At 25.8% G+C, this 15,874-nt stretch carries 12 protein-coding genes; 4 read left to right on the top strand and 8 right to left on the bottom strand.

Annotated features, from left to right (window positions below; translation table 11 throughout):
• Positions 1-93 precede the first annotated feature (93 nt).
• The gene (gene ftsH / locus HR065_RS01870; RefSeq protein WP_178734216.1) at positions 94-1,827 is read right to left on the bottom strand and encodes an ATP-dependent zinc metalloprotease FtsH; all 1,734 of its coding nucleotides are present in this window, start codon (positions 1,825-1,827) and stop codon (positions 94-96) included.
• A 69-nt stretch (positions 1,828-1,896) separates the two neighbouring features.
• Entirely contained in the window at positions 1,897-3,963 is a 2,067-nt protein-coding gene (locus tag HR065_RS01865) for an ABC transporter substrate-binding protein (protein WP_178734215.1), read from the bottom strand.
• A gap of 906 nt (positions 3,964-4,869) precedes the next feature.
• On the opposite strand from HR065_RS01865, the gene HR065_RS01860 reads away from it, so the two are divergent.
• The 3 genes from HR065_RS01860 (at position 4,870) to HR065_RS01850 (ending at position 9,793) form a co-directional block, all read left to right on the top strand.
• The gene (locus tag HR065_RS01860; protein ID WP_178734214.1) at positions 4,870-5,244 is read left to right on the top strand and encodes a hypothetical protein; all 375 of its coding nucleotides are present in this window, start codon (positions 4,870-4,872) and stop codon (positions 5,242-5,244) included.
• Between the two features lie 298 nt (positions 5,245-5,542).
• The gene (locus tag HR065_RS01855) at positions 5,543-6,031 is read left to right on the top strand and encodes a hypothetical protein (protein ID WP_178734213.1); all 489 of its coding nucleotides are present in this window, start codon (positions 5,543-5,545) and stop codon (positions 6,029-6,031) included.
• A 273-nt stretch (positions 6,032-6,304) separates the two neighbouring features.
• A complete protein-coding gene (locus tag HR065_RS01850; RefSeq protein ID WP_308704519.1) occupies positions 6,305-9,793 on the top strand; it encodes a UvrD-helicase domain-containing protein in 3,489 nt (1,162 codons plus the stop codon).
• Positions 9,794-9,987: 194 nt separating this feature from the next.
• Here HR065_RS01850 and HR065_RS01845 read toward each other — a convergent pair whose 3' ends face one another.
• Positions 9,988-10,152, bottom strand: a complete 165-nt coding sequence (locus HR065_RS01845) for a hypothetical protein (RefSeq protein ID WP_178734211.1) — start codon at positions 10,150-10,152, stop codon at positions 9,988-9,990.
• 706 nt (positions 10,153-10,858) lie between these two features.
• Here HR065_RS01845 and HR065_RS01840 point away from each other — a divergent pair.
• The gene (locus HR065_RS01840; RefSeq protein ID WP_178734210.1) at positions 10,859-11,515 is read left to right on the top strand and encodes an adenylate kinase; all 657 of its coding nucleotides are present in this window, start codon (positions 10,859-10,861) and stop codon (positions 11,513-11,515) included.
• Positions 11,516-11,761: 246 nt separating this feature from the next.
• Here HR065_RS01840 and HR065_RS01835 read toward each other — a convergent pair whose 3' ends face one another.
• The 5 genes from HR065_RS01835 to pduL all read right to left on the bottom strand — a co-directional run bounded on the left by HR065_RS01835 (position 11,762) and on the right by pduL (position 15,634).
• A complete protein-coding gene (locus HR065_RS01835) occupies positions 11,762-12,370 on the bottom strand; it encodes a hypothetical protein (RefSeq protein ID WP_178734209.1) in 609 nt (202 codons plus the stop codon).
• Positions 12,371-12,372: 2 nt separating this feature from the next.
• Positions 12,373-12,654 (bottom strand): SpoVG family protein, encoded by a 282-nt coding sequence (locus HR065_RS01830; protein WP_178734208.1) that lies wholly within the window; start codon positions 12,652-12,654, stop codon positions 12,373-12,375.
• A gap of 134 nt (positions 12,655-12,788) precedes the next feature.
• Positions 12,789-13,604 (bottom strand): 16S rRNA (adenine(1518)-N(6)/adenine(1519)-N(6))-dimethyltransferase RsmA, encoded by an 816-nt coding sequence (gene rsmA / locus HR065_RS01825; protein WP_178734207.1) that lies wholly within the window; start codon positions 13,602-13,604, stop codon positions 12,789-12,791.
• The gene (locus HR065_RS01820; protein WP_178734206.1) at positions 13,601-14,905 is read right to left on the bottom strand and encodes an HD domain-containing protein; all 1,305 of its coding nucleotides are present in this window, start codon (positions 14,903-14,905) and stop codon (positions 13,601-13,603) included. The genes rsmA and HR065_RS01820 overlap by 4 nt, the downstream gene beginning before the upstream one ends.
• 147 nt (positions 14,906-15,052) lie before the next feature.
• Positions 15,053-15,634, bottom strand: a complete 582-nt coding sequence (gene pduL, locus HR065_RS01815) for a phosphate propanoyltransferase (RefSeq protein WP_178734205.1) — start codon at positions 15,632-15,634, stop codon at positions 15,053-15,055.
• Positions 15,635-15,874: the final 240 nt, after the last annotated feature.

Raw genomic sequence — 15,874 nt, 5'->3', positions numbered from 1 at the left:
TATTTTAATTTTATGTTTTTGAACATTTCAACCATTAATAAGAAAAAAACCGCCATTTTTAGACGGTTTTTTTCTTATTATTAAAAATAATTTTTAATTAGTTATTAATTTTTGCAATTCATCTTTATTTATAGTTTCTTTTTCTAACAATTCATCAACTATTTTGTCTAATAAATTTTTATTTTGTTGTATGATTTCTTTAGCTTGTTTATAACATGAATTAATTATTTTATTAATTTCTTCATTAATAGCTTTTTTATCAGAAAATTCAGAATCTTGAACAGGTCCTAAATTAGACATACCGTATTTTGTGACCATAACCCTAGCTATTTGAGTTGCTTGTTTGAAATCGTCAAAAGCTCCATTAGAAACGTCATCGAAAATTAATTCTTCAGCCGCTCTTCCTCCTAAGAAAGAAGTAATATTAGCTAACATTCTTTTTTTAGAAGAAAAGAAGGTTTCTTTTTCAGGCATCATTAAATTATAACCTCCTGCATTTCCACGAGGTATAATAGTTATTTTTTGCACTTTTTGAGCATGTTCTAATTTTAAACCAATTATAGCATGACCTGCCTCATGATAAGCAACCATTTTACGTTCTTTTTCGTCATATTTTTTAGACTTCTTAGCTGGACCCATTAAAACACGGTCTATTGATTCCAAAAGTTCTTCGTTATTTATTTCAGTTTTTTTATTTCTTACAGTTAAAATGGAAGCTTCGTTTAAAACTGAAGCCAATTGAGCTCCGCTCATTCCTGGAGTTTGTTTCGCTAATTGGTTAAAATCAACATCTTTGGCAATGTTTTTGTTTTTGGCATGTACTTTTAAAATAGCTTCTCTTGCTTTAACATCCGGCAAACCAACTGTAAAATGGCGATCAAATCTGCCGGGACGAAGTAAAGCATCATCCAGAACATCTATTCTATTAGTTGCTGCCATTATTATAATGCCAGAAGTTTCGGTAAAACCATCCATTTCAGTTAATAATTGGTTAATAGTGCTCCCATCATCATTAGCGATAGAACCTCTTTTTCTTCCGATAGTATCTATTTCATCGATGAATAAAACACAAGGCGCGTTTGCTCTAATTTCTTGAAATAATTTTCTCACCCTAGCAGCTCCAACACCGAAATATTGATTTTTAAAATCAGCTCCTGTTACTGAATAAAAAGAGACTCCTGCTTCGCCAGCAACAGCTTTCGCTAATAAGGTTTTGCCAGTGCCTGGCGGTCCTGATAATAAGACTCCTTTAGGAATAGAAGCTCCCATATCTTTGTATTTTTGTGGTTTTTTTAAAAAATCAATTAATTCTTTCATTTCTTCTTGTTCTTCTTCATTACCAGCCACATCTTTAAAGGTAAATAAAGATTTTTGGGAAGAGGAAACTTTAGGATCTTTGTTGAGTTTATTCGATTGTTTTTTAATGTTAGAAATTATATAAATCATAAAAATAGAAGAAGAAACGATTGGAATAGCATTTATAACAAGTTTTAAAAATTTATAAGAATTCTTATATTCGAATTTTATATCCGTTTTGTCTTTTAAACTTTGTAACAAAAGGTTTACAAACATTGTTTCGCCATAAGTTATTTTGATTTTGTTTTCTTTGTTATAAGATGTAATTTTGTATTTATTTTCGCCGAACAAACGATCTCCTGTTTCTTCATAAGTAATTTTATTTGTTTTGCTATTTTTAATTTCTAATAAAAGTTCATTTTGCGTTTGTTTTTCGAACTGAAATAAAACATCATTAAATAAATCAAAAACAAGCCAACTAATAAATATTATTAAAATAGTTAGATAAAAGTATTTTAAATATGTTTTCATTTGAATATTTTCTTTCTATTTATTTGGTGTTTGTTTTATAGTTAAGAACATTGATTTTATTTTTCTCTTTTAAATGTTTAAATTAAAGTTTAATTGTTTCATTAAAGGGGAATAAAAATTATATATATCTTTATTTAAATCTCTAAATATTCTTATTGTTTTTTCGGTACACAATGGTATTGTTGGTATATGAGAATATAATTTTTTTTCTAATTCCGAATAAATATAAGTTAAAATTTTTTCTTTGTGGGGATATTGCTCTTTCGAAGCAAAATAATTTTTTAAAAATGTTTCTAATTCAGAAATTTTACCTTCCCATTTCCAGTTATTCATTTGGACAACCCCAAATTTTTTCTTTCCTTCGATTAATGTTTGAAAAAATGAAGGTTTGAGATTATCTTCCAAATTAATTAAATCATCTTTAAAAGGTGTTAAATCTAAGTTTATAGCTAAATTATTTAATTCTGACAACTTACCCTCTTCTTTTGATAAAAAATTAACAAAAAAAGGTAATTGTTCTGTATTTGTATAAGTGATTTTGTCTAAGCGTAAATCGTAAGTTTCGTTTTTCATCGGAGAAGAAACACTTCTTACCAGCTTCGGCGTTAGCATTACTGCGTAATCTTCATTACTCAGCTCTTTCACTTCCAAAGTTATTTTTGATTTTTTTCCTTCTTCATCTGTTTCGAAATAATTTTTTAACTTTTGGGCTATTTGTTTAAAAGTGTCGGTAGCATCTTGTTTCGGATATATCAATTTCAAAACAGTATTATCATTGTTTGTGTAATCATTTTTTTCTGCATTAAAAGAATTAATATTTTCTGTATGTTGTTCTGTCTGATTATAAGTTTTTAAATCATCGAAAAAAGTTTTATCTTCTGGCAAAAAATTAACAGTAGGGACGTTGAAAAAGGCTAAATCTTCAACTAACTGTTCTCTTTTAATATTCTTAAACAAATTCTTTTTAAAACCTTCTTCTTTTAATTTTTCGTTTGAAGAGTTGTGGTTGATAAATAAATTTGTAATTTGACTTTCTGGTATATATACGCTTTTAAGATTAGGAATGTTTTTACATTCTTCTAAAACTTTTTTAATATTCGTCTTTTCAGGAGTATAATCGTTAATAATCCCTTCTTTAAAAGCTTTATATTCTTCTTCTTTGTTGGTGAAAACTAAATATTGAATTTCATCAAATGGTAATTCCTTTTTGTAATTTTGGTTTCGTTTGAAAACAAATTTTTTAGGATCATTATAGTTTGTTAATTCATATTTTCCATAAGACACAAAAGGCCTTTCTTGAGTCCCATATTGACTTTCATTGCCAATTGAGGAAGCTTCCCATATATTTTTTGGTACCAAATATAATTTATTTAAATCTTCGATAATTTGTTTTAAACTAGAAGGATTGGTTTGTCCAGTTCTAGGATTTGTAGTTGTTTTAGAGTTTACTTTAAAATGGTTTTCATCAATTTTTTCAATGGAATCTATGTCCGATAACGCTCTATTGTTCACTTGTTTAAAAGTATTGAAAGAAAAAACTATTACATCTGAATTGATTGGATCTCCATTAGAAAATTTTAAACCTGGTTTCAAACTAAATTCATAAAAAAGCGATTTTTGCTTTTCGTCTTTATTAAAATTTTCGTAACCCTTTAAATCAATTTCTTGTCCTTCATTGTTTTTAATCTTTAATTCTATCATGTTAGAATGATAACTTTTTTTCAACATTTCTGGAGAAAATTTATTTCTTTCCTCAGGATAATTTTGAAATTTTGAAAAATCATTCTCTTTGGTTGCCAAATTAGAACGAATTGCATCGTCCCAATCTATACCAATTTCTAAAAAAGGAGATGTAACGTGAGATAAAAACAATTTTTTTTGACTAGAATTTCCGCTATAAGGATTTATATAAGGATTTATATGGAAAATGGTTTCTGTATTCGGGTTGGGTTCCAATAAACTTTTTTTATAAACTCTCGATAAAGATTGTTCATTTTTAACCTTCTCTGGTTGATTGTCTTTTTTGTTTTTATTTTTGAAAACAAAAAATAAAATAATTATAAGTGCAAACGCAAATAGAATCGTTGCATATAAAATCATTTTTTTATTTTTATTAATAATTTTTTTAAAATCCATATTTTTCTCTTTCTATATTGAAACGATATCAATATTTTTTAATTTTTATTGTATAGCTATTTTATTTAAAAAACTATATTAAAATATTTTACACAAAAAAAAAAAAAAACAAGCCTTTTGGGAAAAAATTATCCTTTTTATTGATTTTTATCGCAATTATTTTTATAAGTCACAATTACATAGGTAAAAAAAGAGAAATAATTTACATTTCCTTCTATTTACCGTGTTTTTAAAATAATTGAGAATTTAGAGTTCGTGTTTTAAACTCTTTTTTGATGGATATGTTGGCGCTTCGCTTGCAAAAAAAAAAAAAGATATAATGAATATAAAATAAGGAAATGTAAAAAAAAGGAATCAAAAAATGTCATTAAATTATTCTCCCTATCAAAAACCTAAAAAGGGTGTCCAATCGCACCATCCCTTTGGAAAATTGTTGTTTCATTAATAATTCAGGACAACAGTTAATGAATTAAGCCGTTAAATTGCTACAAAAGATGGTTATATAAAGGGGAAAGCAATAGAATAAAGTATTTATATCTAGCATAAAAGTCAATTTTACTCATTATCGTTATCTTTTTCAAAATAAATTAGCGCAAAAGGGTGTGAAAAAGGCAAAAATAAAATCAACCCATTTTTTTGTAAAATTTATCGTAATGCCGTTTTCTTTCTTTGAATTATAATTTTTCAGATGTTATATGTTTATAAAAATTTATTACTTTTAAGAGGTTTAAACACATAAAAAAAGGGCTTTTTAGCAAACCTTAAGTTTTTAGTTAAATAAATGGTAAATGGTTTTTCGGAAGGTAGCACGAACACCTGCCATTTATCATTTATTTAACTAAAAAGTCATTTTAGTTAATTTTTAAAAATAATTTCTTAAAAAAGAAAAAACGAGGTAAAGATAAAATGGCAATGAGTAAGGCAAAAAAAGCGCAATTAGTGATTACGGTTGTTAAATGGGTTGTTAGGTTATTAGTAGTAACTTTATTAGTTAATTATGTAGTAATGACTTATAAAAACAGCGGTTATATGTGGCAATCCAAAAAAGTTAACTATGCTCAAAACGTTAAGATGACATTGAATGAAAAAATGGTTGAAAACAAAGCTTACGTAAAAGCGTTAGAAACTATGGAAGTAACGGCAGGAAATGAAGATGATAAAAAAGTTCTTCAAGAAAAGAAGAAAGCAGCTATAGCAGAAGGTGTAGCATTAGCAAAAACATTAGAAAATGTTAAAACTGCTGCTGCTGAACATGTTAAATCAACAAAAGATAAAGAGTAATCTTTATCTAAGTTGAAACATCATATTTTATCATCACTTTTAAATCATCCTTTTAAAAATGTGGAAGCATTCTAAAAGTAAAAATGATTTAAAAGTAATGATAAATATCACACAGAGGTTAAAAGATTATGTTTTCTTTTTTAAAACAACAGGATAATAAGCTACTTATCAAATATCAAATCTTTTATTTATATGAGAGTTCGTATTTGATCAGTTTGTTGATCCCTTTTATCTTATATTTTATGAATCATCATACAAATAAAAAATTAAGCACAACATCAAAGGAGGTTATGATCAAGTGGACATCAAACAAACAACATCCAATGCAGTCGTTAAAGCTGTTAAAAAACCTAAAAAAGTGACAAAAGTTTATTATGTGCCAGCCTATAAAGGCGAAGCGGCGCACACGAATGGCATGCTTTTTATGCAAGACTATTTAAAAGTTAAAACCGGACGCGAGATTAAAGTAGTTAACGTGGCATCTTATAACGCTAATAACAGCGATAGCGTACAATGGAGGCTTAAAAATCCCGATACGGATTTGATCGGCGTTTATTTTGACGGCGGCGAACGTGAACCATTACATAATCAAATGACATTTTTGCAATTGGTAAGAAAAACCGATGCTAAATATGTTTATAAGTTCGTGGTTAAACCAAAGAAACTGAAACGTAGAAAAATCAAATTTAAAGAAGTAGAAAAAGTTAAAGTTGTTGAAAAACGTAAACGTCCGAAGAAAAAAACACCACCGAAGAAAAAAGGCTGGTTAGGATGGTTGTTGTGGTGAAATTCATTTTTATGATTGAAAAAAAATTAAACCATTTAAAAATGAACACAATTCGCAGTATTAAAAAAAGCAATACCGTTAAAATTGAATTAAATATGTTAAATAAAGGCTAAATTGTTTATGAAAAATATAAACAGTTTGGTTTTTTTGTTTTTACCAAAAAAAACGAAATGAAAAAAAGAGATCGTTGTTCCAAATGAAAAAATTACAAAAATGATGAAAAAAAATCATCGAAAAAAACGCCGTTGAAAAAAATAAAAGAAACACGCCTTAATCAAGGCAAAAACCACCGTTTTATTTAATAGATACGCTTATTTAACTCATAAAAGCCGTTTCCTCTATAACTCTTATGAAATCTTAATCTTAGTTTTTTCCAAAGATACTTTAAGTCAAATCAAAAACAAAATCTTAAAAGAATTAGAAATCTCTCCGGATGTTAAAACCTTCCATGGTTTTAGTTATTCCTTAGTTAAAAACCATCTTGACTTATTAGAAACCCCTTTAACCCAAGATTTTAAAATTATTGAAGACCTTCAAGCCGAAGACATCATTAAAGAAATCATTAAAAATAACCATGATTATAAAGCTTTATACCCTTATTCCACTCCTTTAATAAAACATTTTTCCAGTATTAAAAACAAAGTTTTTAATGAAACCAACCCTCTTATTTTAGAAATCTACCAAACCTATCAAAATTATAAAATCAATAATAATATCATGGATTATGATGATTTAATTATATATGCTTATGAATTATTAACTAAATTCAATCATTTAAACCTTAATCAAGTTCACAATTATAAACAAATCTTTATTGATGAATCCCAAGACATTAATTATTACCAATATAAAATCATTCAATTTTTAACTAGACAAAATAACACTCTTTTTATGGTCGGAGATCCTAACCAAAATATTTATTCTTTTAGGGGCGCTGACAATAAATATGTCTCTCAACTTGTAAGAGAGTTTAATATGGAAACTAAAAAATTATCTCTTAATTATAGGAGTGTTCAACCTATTTTAAACCTTGCTAATAATTTGATTAATCATAATTATATACCTCAATTTAAAGACCATTTCAAATTAAAAAGTACTTTTCAAGATCAAGACGCTTTAATTACTCGTCAAAATTTTCCTTCTAATCATTATGAAAATCTTTATCTTTTAAATCAAATCCAACATTTAATTAAAAATGGTTATTCTTATGAAGATATTGCTATTTTTGCAAGAAACAAAGCTTTAATGGAATCTTTACAATTTTTTTTATCTCAAAACAACGTCCCTTTTTCCTCTAAAAACGAACTTGACAAAGTTCGCTTATCTACTATCCATAGCTCCAAAGGTTTAGAATATAAAACTGTTTTCATTATTGGTTTTGAAAACGAAATTTTTAAAGACAACTTTTTTAATACTCCTGACAAAATTCCTAATGAACGCCGTTTAATGTATGTTGCTTTAACACGTGCTAAAATTCAACTCCATTTATTAAGCGTTGATAAGCGTTTAATTCATGGGATAAACACGCCTTTAACTCCTTTGGATTTTTGGCAGGAGATGAAACCATCAACCCTTTTAAATAATGACCTTAAATATCAATTAAACGACGAAATTAAACAACAATTTAAAACTCTTTTAGAAAAAGAATATCAAGCGGGCCGCGATGATATTGAATTTGGAAAAGAGTTTAAAAAGACTTTTGAAGCTTATTTTAACTATAAAATAAATTCTTTTAATTTATACCATCAAAACAAAAAAGACGATTTTTTTAAGAAAAACATTGATCAAAACCTTTTATATCTTAAAACCAAAGATTTTAAGAAAAATGCCATCGGTAAAACTTTTTCTTTTCCTGTTTTTCAAAATCTAATGGCTCATCAAAATTTACGCAATAAAAAAACAAAAGACAAAAGAAAAATTTTAATTAAAGTTTGTTTAAACTCATCCTATGAATCGTTAAAGATTGAGTTGACAGATGCTTATATTGAGGAGCATTATGACACTCTAAAAAAAGAACTTACTAAGCATTTACAACAAATTACCCGTGACCAAATTATTAATTTTTTTGAAGATGTTATTTTTAATCCCTTTTTTTCTTTATATGGAAAAATCTTAGATACTCAAAAAACTGAATATATTATTAATTTTTTTGTTAAATCTCTTAAAATTAAAACTTTGACAAAAGCTGCTTTTTTCTCTTATTTTGAAGATATTAAAATTAAAGCTTTGAAAAAGCTTTATAAAGAATTAGTTTATTATTTAGGTTTCTCCGCTACTATGGAAAAAGTTTTTTTACCTTCCAAACATTCTTTAACTTATCAAAATGATTTAAATGAAAAACGTCGCAATAATAAAAGAAACCTTAAAAACAGCCGTGAAAACGCTAAACATAAAGCTATCTTTAATTTTGTCAATCAGCCTTTAATTTCTTTTTTAACTCTTACTTTGCCTTTAAATAATGCTGATGGAAGCATTTCTTTAGAAACTAAAAACATTGATATTATGCATCATTTATTTAAATTCTTTATTAAAGATTTAAGGAAGCATTATAAAAATTATTTACTTTTTAAAGGTAAAACTACCAATGATATTAAAAAGCTTTTAAGCTCTTTTAAATATTTCTCTGCTTTTCAATTAACCGAAAAAAACAGCGTTTGGCATTCTCATACGATGTTTGATATTGATTTATTAAAAATCTTTGGTAAGACTCATTTTATGTATTCACAAGTTAATAAACAAGGACGCCTCCTTAATTCTGAGTTTGATAAAAAGCCTGGTTTTATCACTCATAAAGCTTATTACATTTCTCAACATGATATTTTTAAAAAGAAAAAATCCAAGTATATCAAACCTTTTAAAGAGTCTCTTTTAAGACCTTTAATTATTCCTTCTGTTTTTAAAATATGGTCTGATGTTGTTCATAAACACCTTCCTTTATTAAAAAAATTAAATCCTTTAGCGCAGAATTTACAAGTTTTTTATAAAGACGATTTCAAAATCAAAGCTTTTTTAAAAAATAAAACTTTCAAAGATAAAATAGAAAAACAACAATACCAAGAATTATATTACAACAAAGCTTTAACTTTCAAAATGGAAATTAAAGAGGCTGTTCAGTCTTTTAGCTTAATTAAAAGTGATATTGCTACTATAATCGCGGATTATGTTAGTAAATATGAAGCTGGTATTAAAAATAAAGATGATTTAGAAAAAATGCTTAAAATGAAAGAAGATAATTTATTAGGCCGTCATTTTTTTGTTTTTTCAAGATCTTGTAAAAATCCTATTGTTAAAAAGATCCTTGCCTTAGCTCCTTTTGATTTACACATTGAAAACATGCATTTAATTAATTTTTATTATACTTCTGTTTTAAACTTTGACAAAAGTAATTTTTTAAACCTTATGCAAATTAATCATATTTTAAAACATAATAAAATTAAACCTCTTAAATCTCTTTCTATTCCTTCCAAATCTCTCACTTATTATGAGAAACATAAACCTCGTTTATTGAAAAAATATTTTCAAGACCAAGGAAACAATGCTTTAATGTATGGTATTTTTTATTATTCTGATAAAAAAGATCTTACTCTTAAACATAAAAAAACACTTCAATCCCAAAACCGCATGCAAAAAGTTTTTAATTTAACTAAAATTAAACAACATAAACCTTTTGTCAATAATTTAGACAAACAAATGCGCTTTTTAGACATTAACAATTATTATAATCTTTTTCCACAAAAAATTAATAATTCTCTCTCTTATTAGTTTTTTTTAAAACTTTTATCCCTTTTATTCGCTTATTTTAATAAAATATTAAAATAGGCCTTTTCGTGTTTATTTTTTTTCATTTTCTTGTTAATTTTTTTAAAAATTAATGTATTATATAATCATATAAATAAAATAAAAAAATAAAAAAAGTTTAAAAGGTTTTTTTGACAAAAAAACCTTTTAAATATACATTAATCATTTTTATTTTTTTTCACATAAAAAACGTTTAATATTCTAGCTTTGCCCCTTGATTCTTCAATATTTCTAGTATAAGTTTCGTATTTTTGGTTTCCATTTTGATCTTTAAAAAAATGATGAATTTGAACAACATTTTCAGAAGGAAATTCAATCGCCAAACCTACGCTTTTTTTATAATAATCATTATAATGATTTGCGATGAAACCATATTCTTTATACGGTTAGGTATATTATACACCTTTTCATTATAATGTCAAGTGTTTTTTATACTTTTCTTGAATCAATTTTTTTTACAAAAAAAGACCTTATTAAGGGGTTTTTGATTTAAATAATAATAACATGATAAAGGTTAAAACAGTAAAAGAAAGAATTAACACTTCAAAAGATAAAGAAAGATTTATTATGAAAAAAATGATTAAGTCATTTTTGTTTCTTATCCGTTTTTTGACTTCCTTGAATCATCTTTATTCCTTTTTACACCTTTTTACAAAAAAAGATAAATTTGATGTTGATAATGGCTCTTATTGATGTTATAATATTGTTTTAAAAAGATATTTTATTAATGTTTTTTTCAATATTAAAAAAATATTTATTTTTTCTTTTTTTAATATTATTTTTTAGTTATTATTATAACTGTGAGCTAAAAAAATAAAGTTAATAAAAATATAAATTAATCTTTTTGCGAATATTAACTACTAAAATTATATCAAATAAAATAATTCATATTTAAATTTATATTGATGAGTAAGTATCAGACATTATTATCCATTATCAATCAAAAGAAATAATTCTTTTCGATCTCTTATGGTAAAAAAGATATCAATTACCCACATGAATATAAAGACAAAATAAGAGAGGCAAAAAATGAATATAATATTAATAGGACCGCCCGCTACTGGTAAGGGAACACAAGCTTCTGTTTTGTCTAAACATTTCAATATTCCTCATATATCTACAGGAGATATATTTAGAAAACATTTTGTGTTAAAAACTAAATTAGGCAAATTAGCTAATTCTTATATCGAACAAGGTTCTTTAGTTCCTGATGAAGTGACAAATGCTATGATAAGCGAGCGCTTAGCACAAGATGATGTTAAAAATGGTTTTGTTTTAGACGGTTTTCCTCGTAATTTATCACAAGCTAAATTTTTAACTAAAGAATTTGAAGACAAAAAGATCAATTTAACCAAAGTTATTTACTTCAATTCTAGTGAAGAATGTTTAAAACAAAGAATTTTAGGGAGAATTATTTGTCCTAAATGTGGAGAAATTTATCACTTGTCTACTAAAGTCCCTCAAAAGGCTAATTTATGCGACAAAGACCAAACACCTTTAATTCAAAGAAAAGACGATAATTTAGAGACTTTCACTAAACGTTTAAATGTTTACAAACAAGAAACTCTTCCTTTAGTGGAATATTATCAAAAAGAAAACAAAATAATAGAAATTATTGTTAACGATCCTAAAATGTCTATTAAAGATGTAACGCAATTATTATTAAAAAAAATATCTCATCTGTAAAAGATACCTGTATAAAAAGAAAAAACAAATTATTTAATGAAAATTAAATAGTTTGTTTTTTTTATTCATGTTCTTTTTTTCTTAACAATTTCTTTAAGAAAGAAGGTTTTTTTATTATTTTAAAATAAATTTATTGCTGATTTTACAATAAAAAAAGAACCATCAACTTCAAGGGTTAAAGACCTAAAAGGGAACAATTCTTCTCAACGAGACAAAAATCTTTTTTTTAATTAAAGGGGAATATTTTTAATTAAAGGAAAACACGTTTAATAGTTGTCTTTTAATAATACGGTATAAATAAGTAATTAAAAAAGAAACGAAAAAAACGCTGATAAATTTAATGTATAAAAAAGGTGTTAAAAACCTTCCCATAAAATTATCTTGTAATAAAGTTGTAAAACTGCCTTCTTTTTTGCTGAAAATAGCGTCTATAAAAAAGAAGTTTAAAAGGATAAAAAGGAAAAAATGCATCACCGCAATAAAGGTAATAATCAAATAATGTTTTAAAAAGGACATCTCCTTATTTTTTAACATTAATAAAGGTAAAAAACCCCAACAAAAAGCGAAAGAAACACTTAAGAGGGGATTATAAGGATAAAGTGATTTCCTAAACCAAAAACTCACGAATTCTGATAAAAAAGCCGCTGTAGAAACCACAAAATAATTTTTGTTATACAAAGGCATAATCAAAAAAGGGATGACTGTTAAAAAATCTAACCAAAGGAATTTTTGTAACGGTCGGGCAAAACCTAAAATTTTAGGTGTCATCACGTTTAAAGCGATGGATAAAGCCGACAAGGAAGAAACAAACACTAATTGCTTTAAATTAATATATCTCAAGTTATTTTTTTTCATACTTATGCTGCTCTTTCAACTATCTCTTTATAAGTTTCTATGATAGCATTTTCAATCATAGTTCTTGTTTCAGTGTTAATAGGATGAGCTATATCGATATAATTAGGTTTTTTAACATCTTCAGAATTGGTTTTAATACTAGGCATTGCGATAAAAATGCCTCTTTCTCCTTCGATAATTTTAATATAATGAACAACAAAGGCATTATCAAAAGCAACAGAAGCAACACCTCTTAATCTGTTTTCGCCCTTGTGTAATTTGATTCTAACATCGGTAACTTGCATTTATATTGTTCCCCTAACTCTTATATTTTATTTTAAAATAAATCTAATTAAACTATAAATCTATTTTAACATAATTATAAAAAATATTGAGAGTTTATTATTTTATTTTTCAAATTAAAGTGAGAAATTTTTCTTTATAAAACAAAAAAATCAAAAAAAGAGGTCGCTATTTGTTGAAATTGTATAATTCCTATTTGTTCTGCTCTTATATCTAAAGAAAGTTGATTTTTTTCAAAAAAAGGTATTAATTCTTTTTTAGAAATTTTAAAATGAGAATGTAGATTATTTAATAATTTTTTTCTTTTCTGTTGGAAAGAAGCTTTAACAAAGTTAAAAAACTTCTTTTCTATAAAAGCTTTTTCTGTTGCCTCTAAAGCGATTCTTTCGAATTTTAAAACCGTACTATCTACTTTCGGTTTAGGAAAAAACATAGTATTTTTCACATCTTTAATTTTACTAATTACCATTAAAGACTGAAAAATAACACTTATAGAATTATAAGTAGTATTATGTGGTTTAGATAAAAGACGTAAAGCTACTTCTTTTTGCACCATAATAGTGAAAGTTTTTATTTGCGGCAAAAATAAAATTTTAAATAATATAGGAGAGGTAATATTATAAGGCAAATTACCAATTAAAACAATATCCTCTTCTTGAAAATAAGTTTGAAAATCGTGTTCTAAATTTCTTTTTAAAAAATCATCGTAAATAATATTAATATCAAAATGAGAATCAAATTGTAAAAAAGGTTTTAAAGAAACGTCTATTTCGTAAGCCACAACTTTTTTAGCCTTTTTAACGATTAATTTAGTTAAAGCGCCTTTTCCGGGACCTATTTCCACAACATTTTGGTTATCTAAGCCAGCTTTTTCCACTATATAAGTCAATAAATTAATGTCATTTAAAAAATTTTGACCGTATTGTTTTTTAATGATGTGTTTTGGTTTCATTCTTTTTTATCTGAATACTCTCTATAATAAAAAAACTTACGGTTTTCTTTTTGCATAACACCATCCATTAGACTGCTAATAATGGTTGATTCGCGACTTAATGGCTGAATTTTATTATTAGACGAAGTATGGGATGAAATAAAAATTTGTTCGCCAATATTGTCGTCATCTTCTCTATAAGCATCTTGCGTAATAGAGTTATCTTCAAAAGTGTAATATTCGCCATTAGCACCATAATGTTTTTTAATTTTATTTATAATTTCTTTATTCTTATCGTTATTTTCTTTATATTTCCATATCCTACGGTTTAAAAAATCTTGACATAAATTCGCTAAAATAACGTCTTTATCATCTTGTAAGCGAACAATTAAAGAATTAACGTAAAAATCATCTATTTTTAAATATGTTTCTAAATTTTTATTTAAATCTTGTTTTTGATCTAAAAACTCTTTCAAAAGAACGATAATATCGCTATCAAAAAAATAATTTTCAGAAATTAATTTTTTTATTCTAATAAAAATTTTTTCTAAAATGATGGAATAACCTTTAATTTTTGGATGATAATAAACTTGTCTATACATATGATAACGATTGATTAAATAGTTTTCAATCGCGGAAATACCGTTTTTTCTAAAAACTATTTGATATTTTTGTTCGCGTTTTTCTATATCAATAATTCTAATCAAACGATCAGTATCGATATGTCCGTAAGAAACGCCTGTAAAAAAAGAATCTCTTTTTAAATAATCCAAGCGATCAAAATCTAATTGACTGGTTAAAAGTTGTTGAATCAATTGAAATTCGTTATCTTTTTCTTTTTTAATAACCGAAGCTACATCTTTTTTAAAATCTTGATCTATGGAATCTAAAATAGCTCTTATTTCTTCATTATGAACGATAATTTCAGCAGTTTTTTCTTCATGATTAGTTTTAAAAATACGTTCAAACATGTGAGAATAAGCTCCATGACCGATATCATGCAGTAAAGAAGCGGTCAATAAAATTAATTTATTTCTTAAAGAAAAAATTTCTTCTGATAGTTGAAATTTATGAGTTTCTATAAACCTTCTTGATAACTCATAAACTCCTAAACTATGAGAAAAACGTGAATGTTCCGCGCCGTGAAAAACTACATTAACAAAACTTAATTGTTTAATGCGTCTTAATCGTTGAAAAACTTTAGTATTGATCAATTTTTCTAAGAAAAGATAATCTAAATAAATATAACCATAAATTGGATCTCTAAAAACTTCTGGTCTATGGAATTTTTCCGGTTCTTTAAAATTATTTTTTTTACACATTATATATATGACTCTTTCTTTTTTATCCAAAAAAATGTTATTTTTGAGAAATATGGAATAAAAAATATTTTGATCATAATTATATATTTTCGATGATTGGTTAATTTTGACCAAATAACCTTATTTAAAAAAAAGTTATAAATCCAATTATTTCTTAATTAAAGTTACTGAATCGCCGCTTTTTAATAAAAACGCGCTAGCATCGTCAGTATCTAAATGACATTCTAATCTGTAATCTTTATGTACGCGACATAAAACATCTTCTAAAACACCTGGTTTAATGCCGTCTATTTTAACATTTACCATTTCTTTATCTACGATGCCATATTCTTTCGCTTCTTCTTCGGAAAAATGAATATGTCTGTCTGATAAAATAACTCCTTCAGCAATATCTACTTGTCCTTTAGGACCGATTAAAGTGGCTTTATCAGAATTTTTAATATCGCCAGAACTTCTTACAGGAGCTTTAAATTTATATCTTAAATTATCGCTTTGACTAATTTCCACTTGGTCAACGTTTCTAACCGGACCAACGATACGTACGCCTGTAATTAATTTACCTTCAGGACTCATAACATCAATCTTTTCTTCAGCAGCGTATTGACCCACTTGTTTTAAATTTTTAAAAACAGTTAATTGATAATTTTCGCTACCAAACAAAATATCTAATGTTTTTTGCGTTAAATGAACGTGTCTTCCGGACACGCCTACAGGTATTTTTTTGGACATGATGTTTTTTCTCCTTAAATTTAATCAAAAATATTTTTACTTATACATTTTTATTATATAAAATTTTATAACTTAAAATATATATATTATTTAATAATTTTATTTATTTCCTTTAAATCATATTATTTAATTGATAAAAAAATTGACTTTTTAAGCTGTTTTTATTATAATTAAATAATAATATATTAATTTTATTATATCTTAATTTTTTTAAAAAACTCTATTTTTTAAAAATATTTA

Origin of the sequence: Candidatus Phytoplasma pruni (assembly GCF_013391955.1) — a bacterium.
In the GTDB taxonomy this organism is placed as follows: Bacteria; Bacillota_I; Bacilli_A; order Acholeplasmatales; family Acholeplasmataceae; genus Phytoplasma.
Note: the sequence above shows the minus strand (reverse complement) of the source record. Positions and strands in the feature narration are given on the sequence as shown.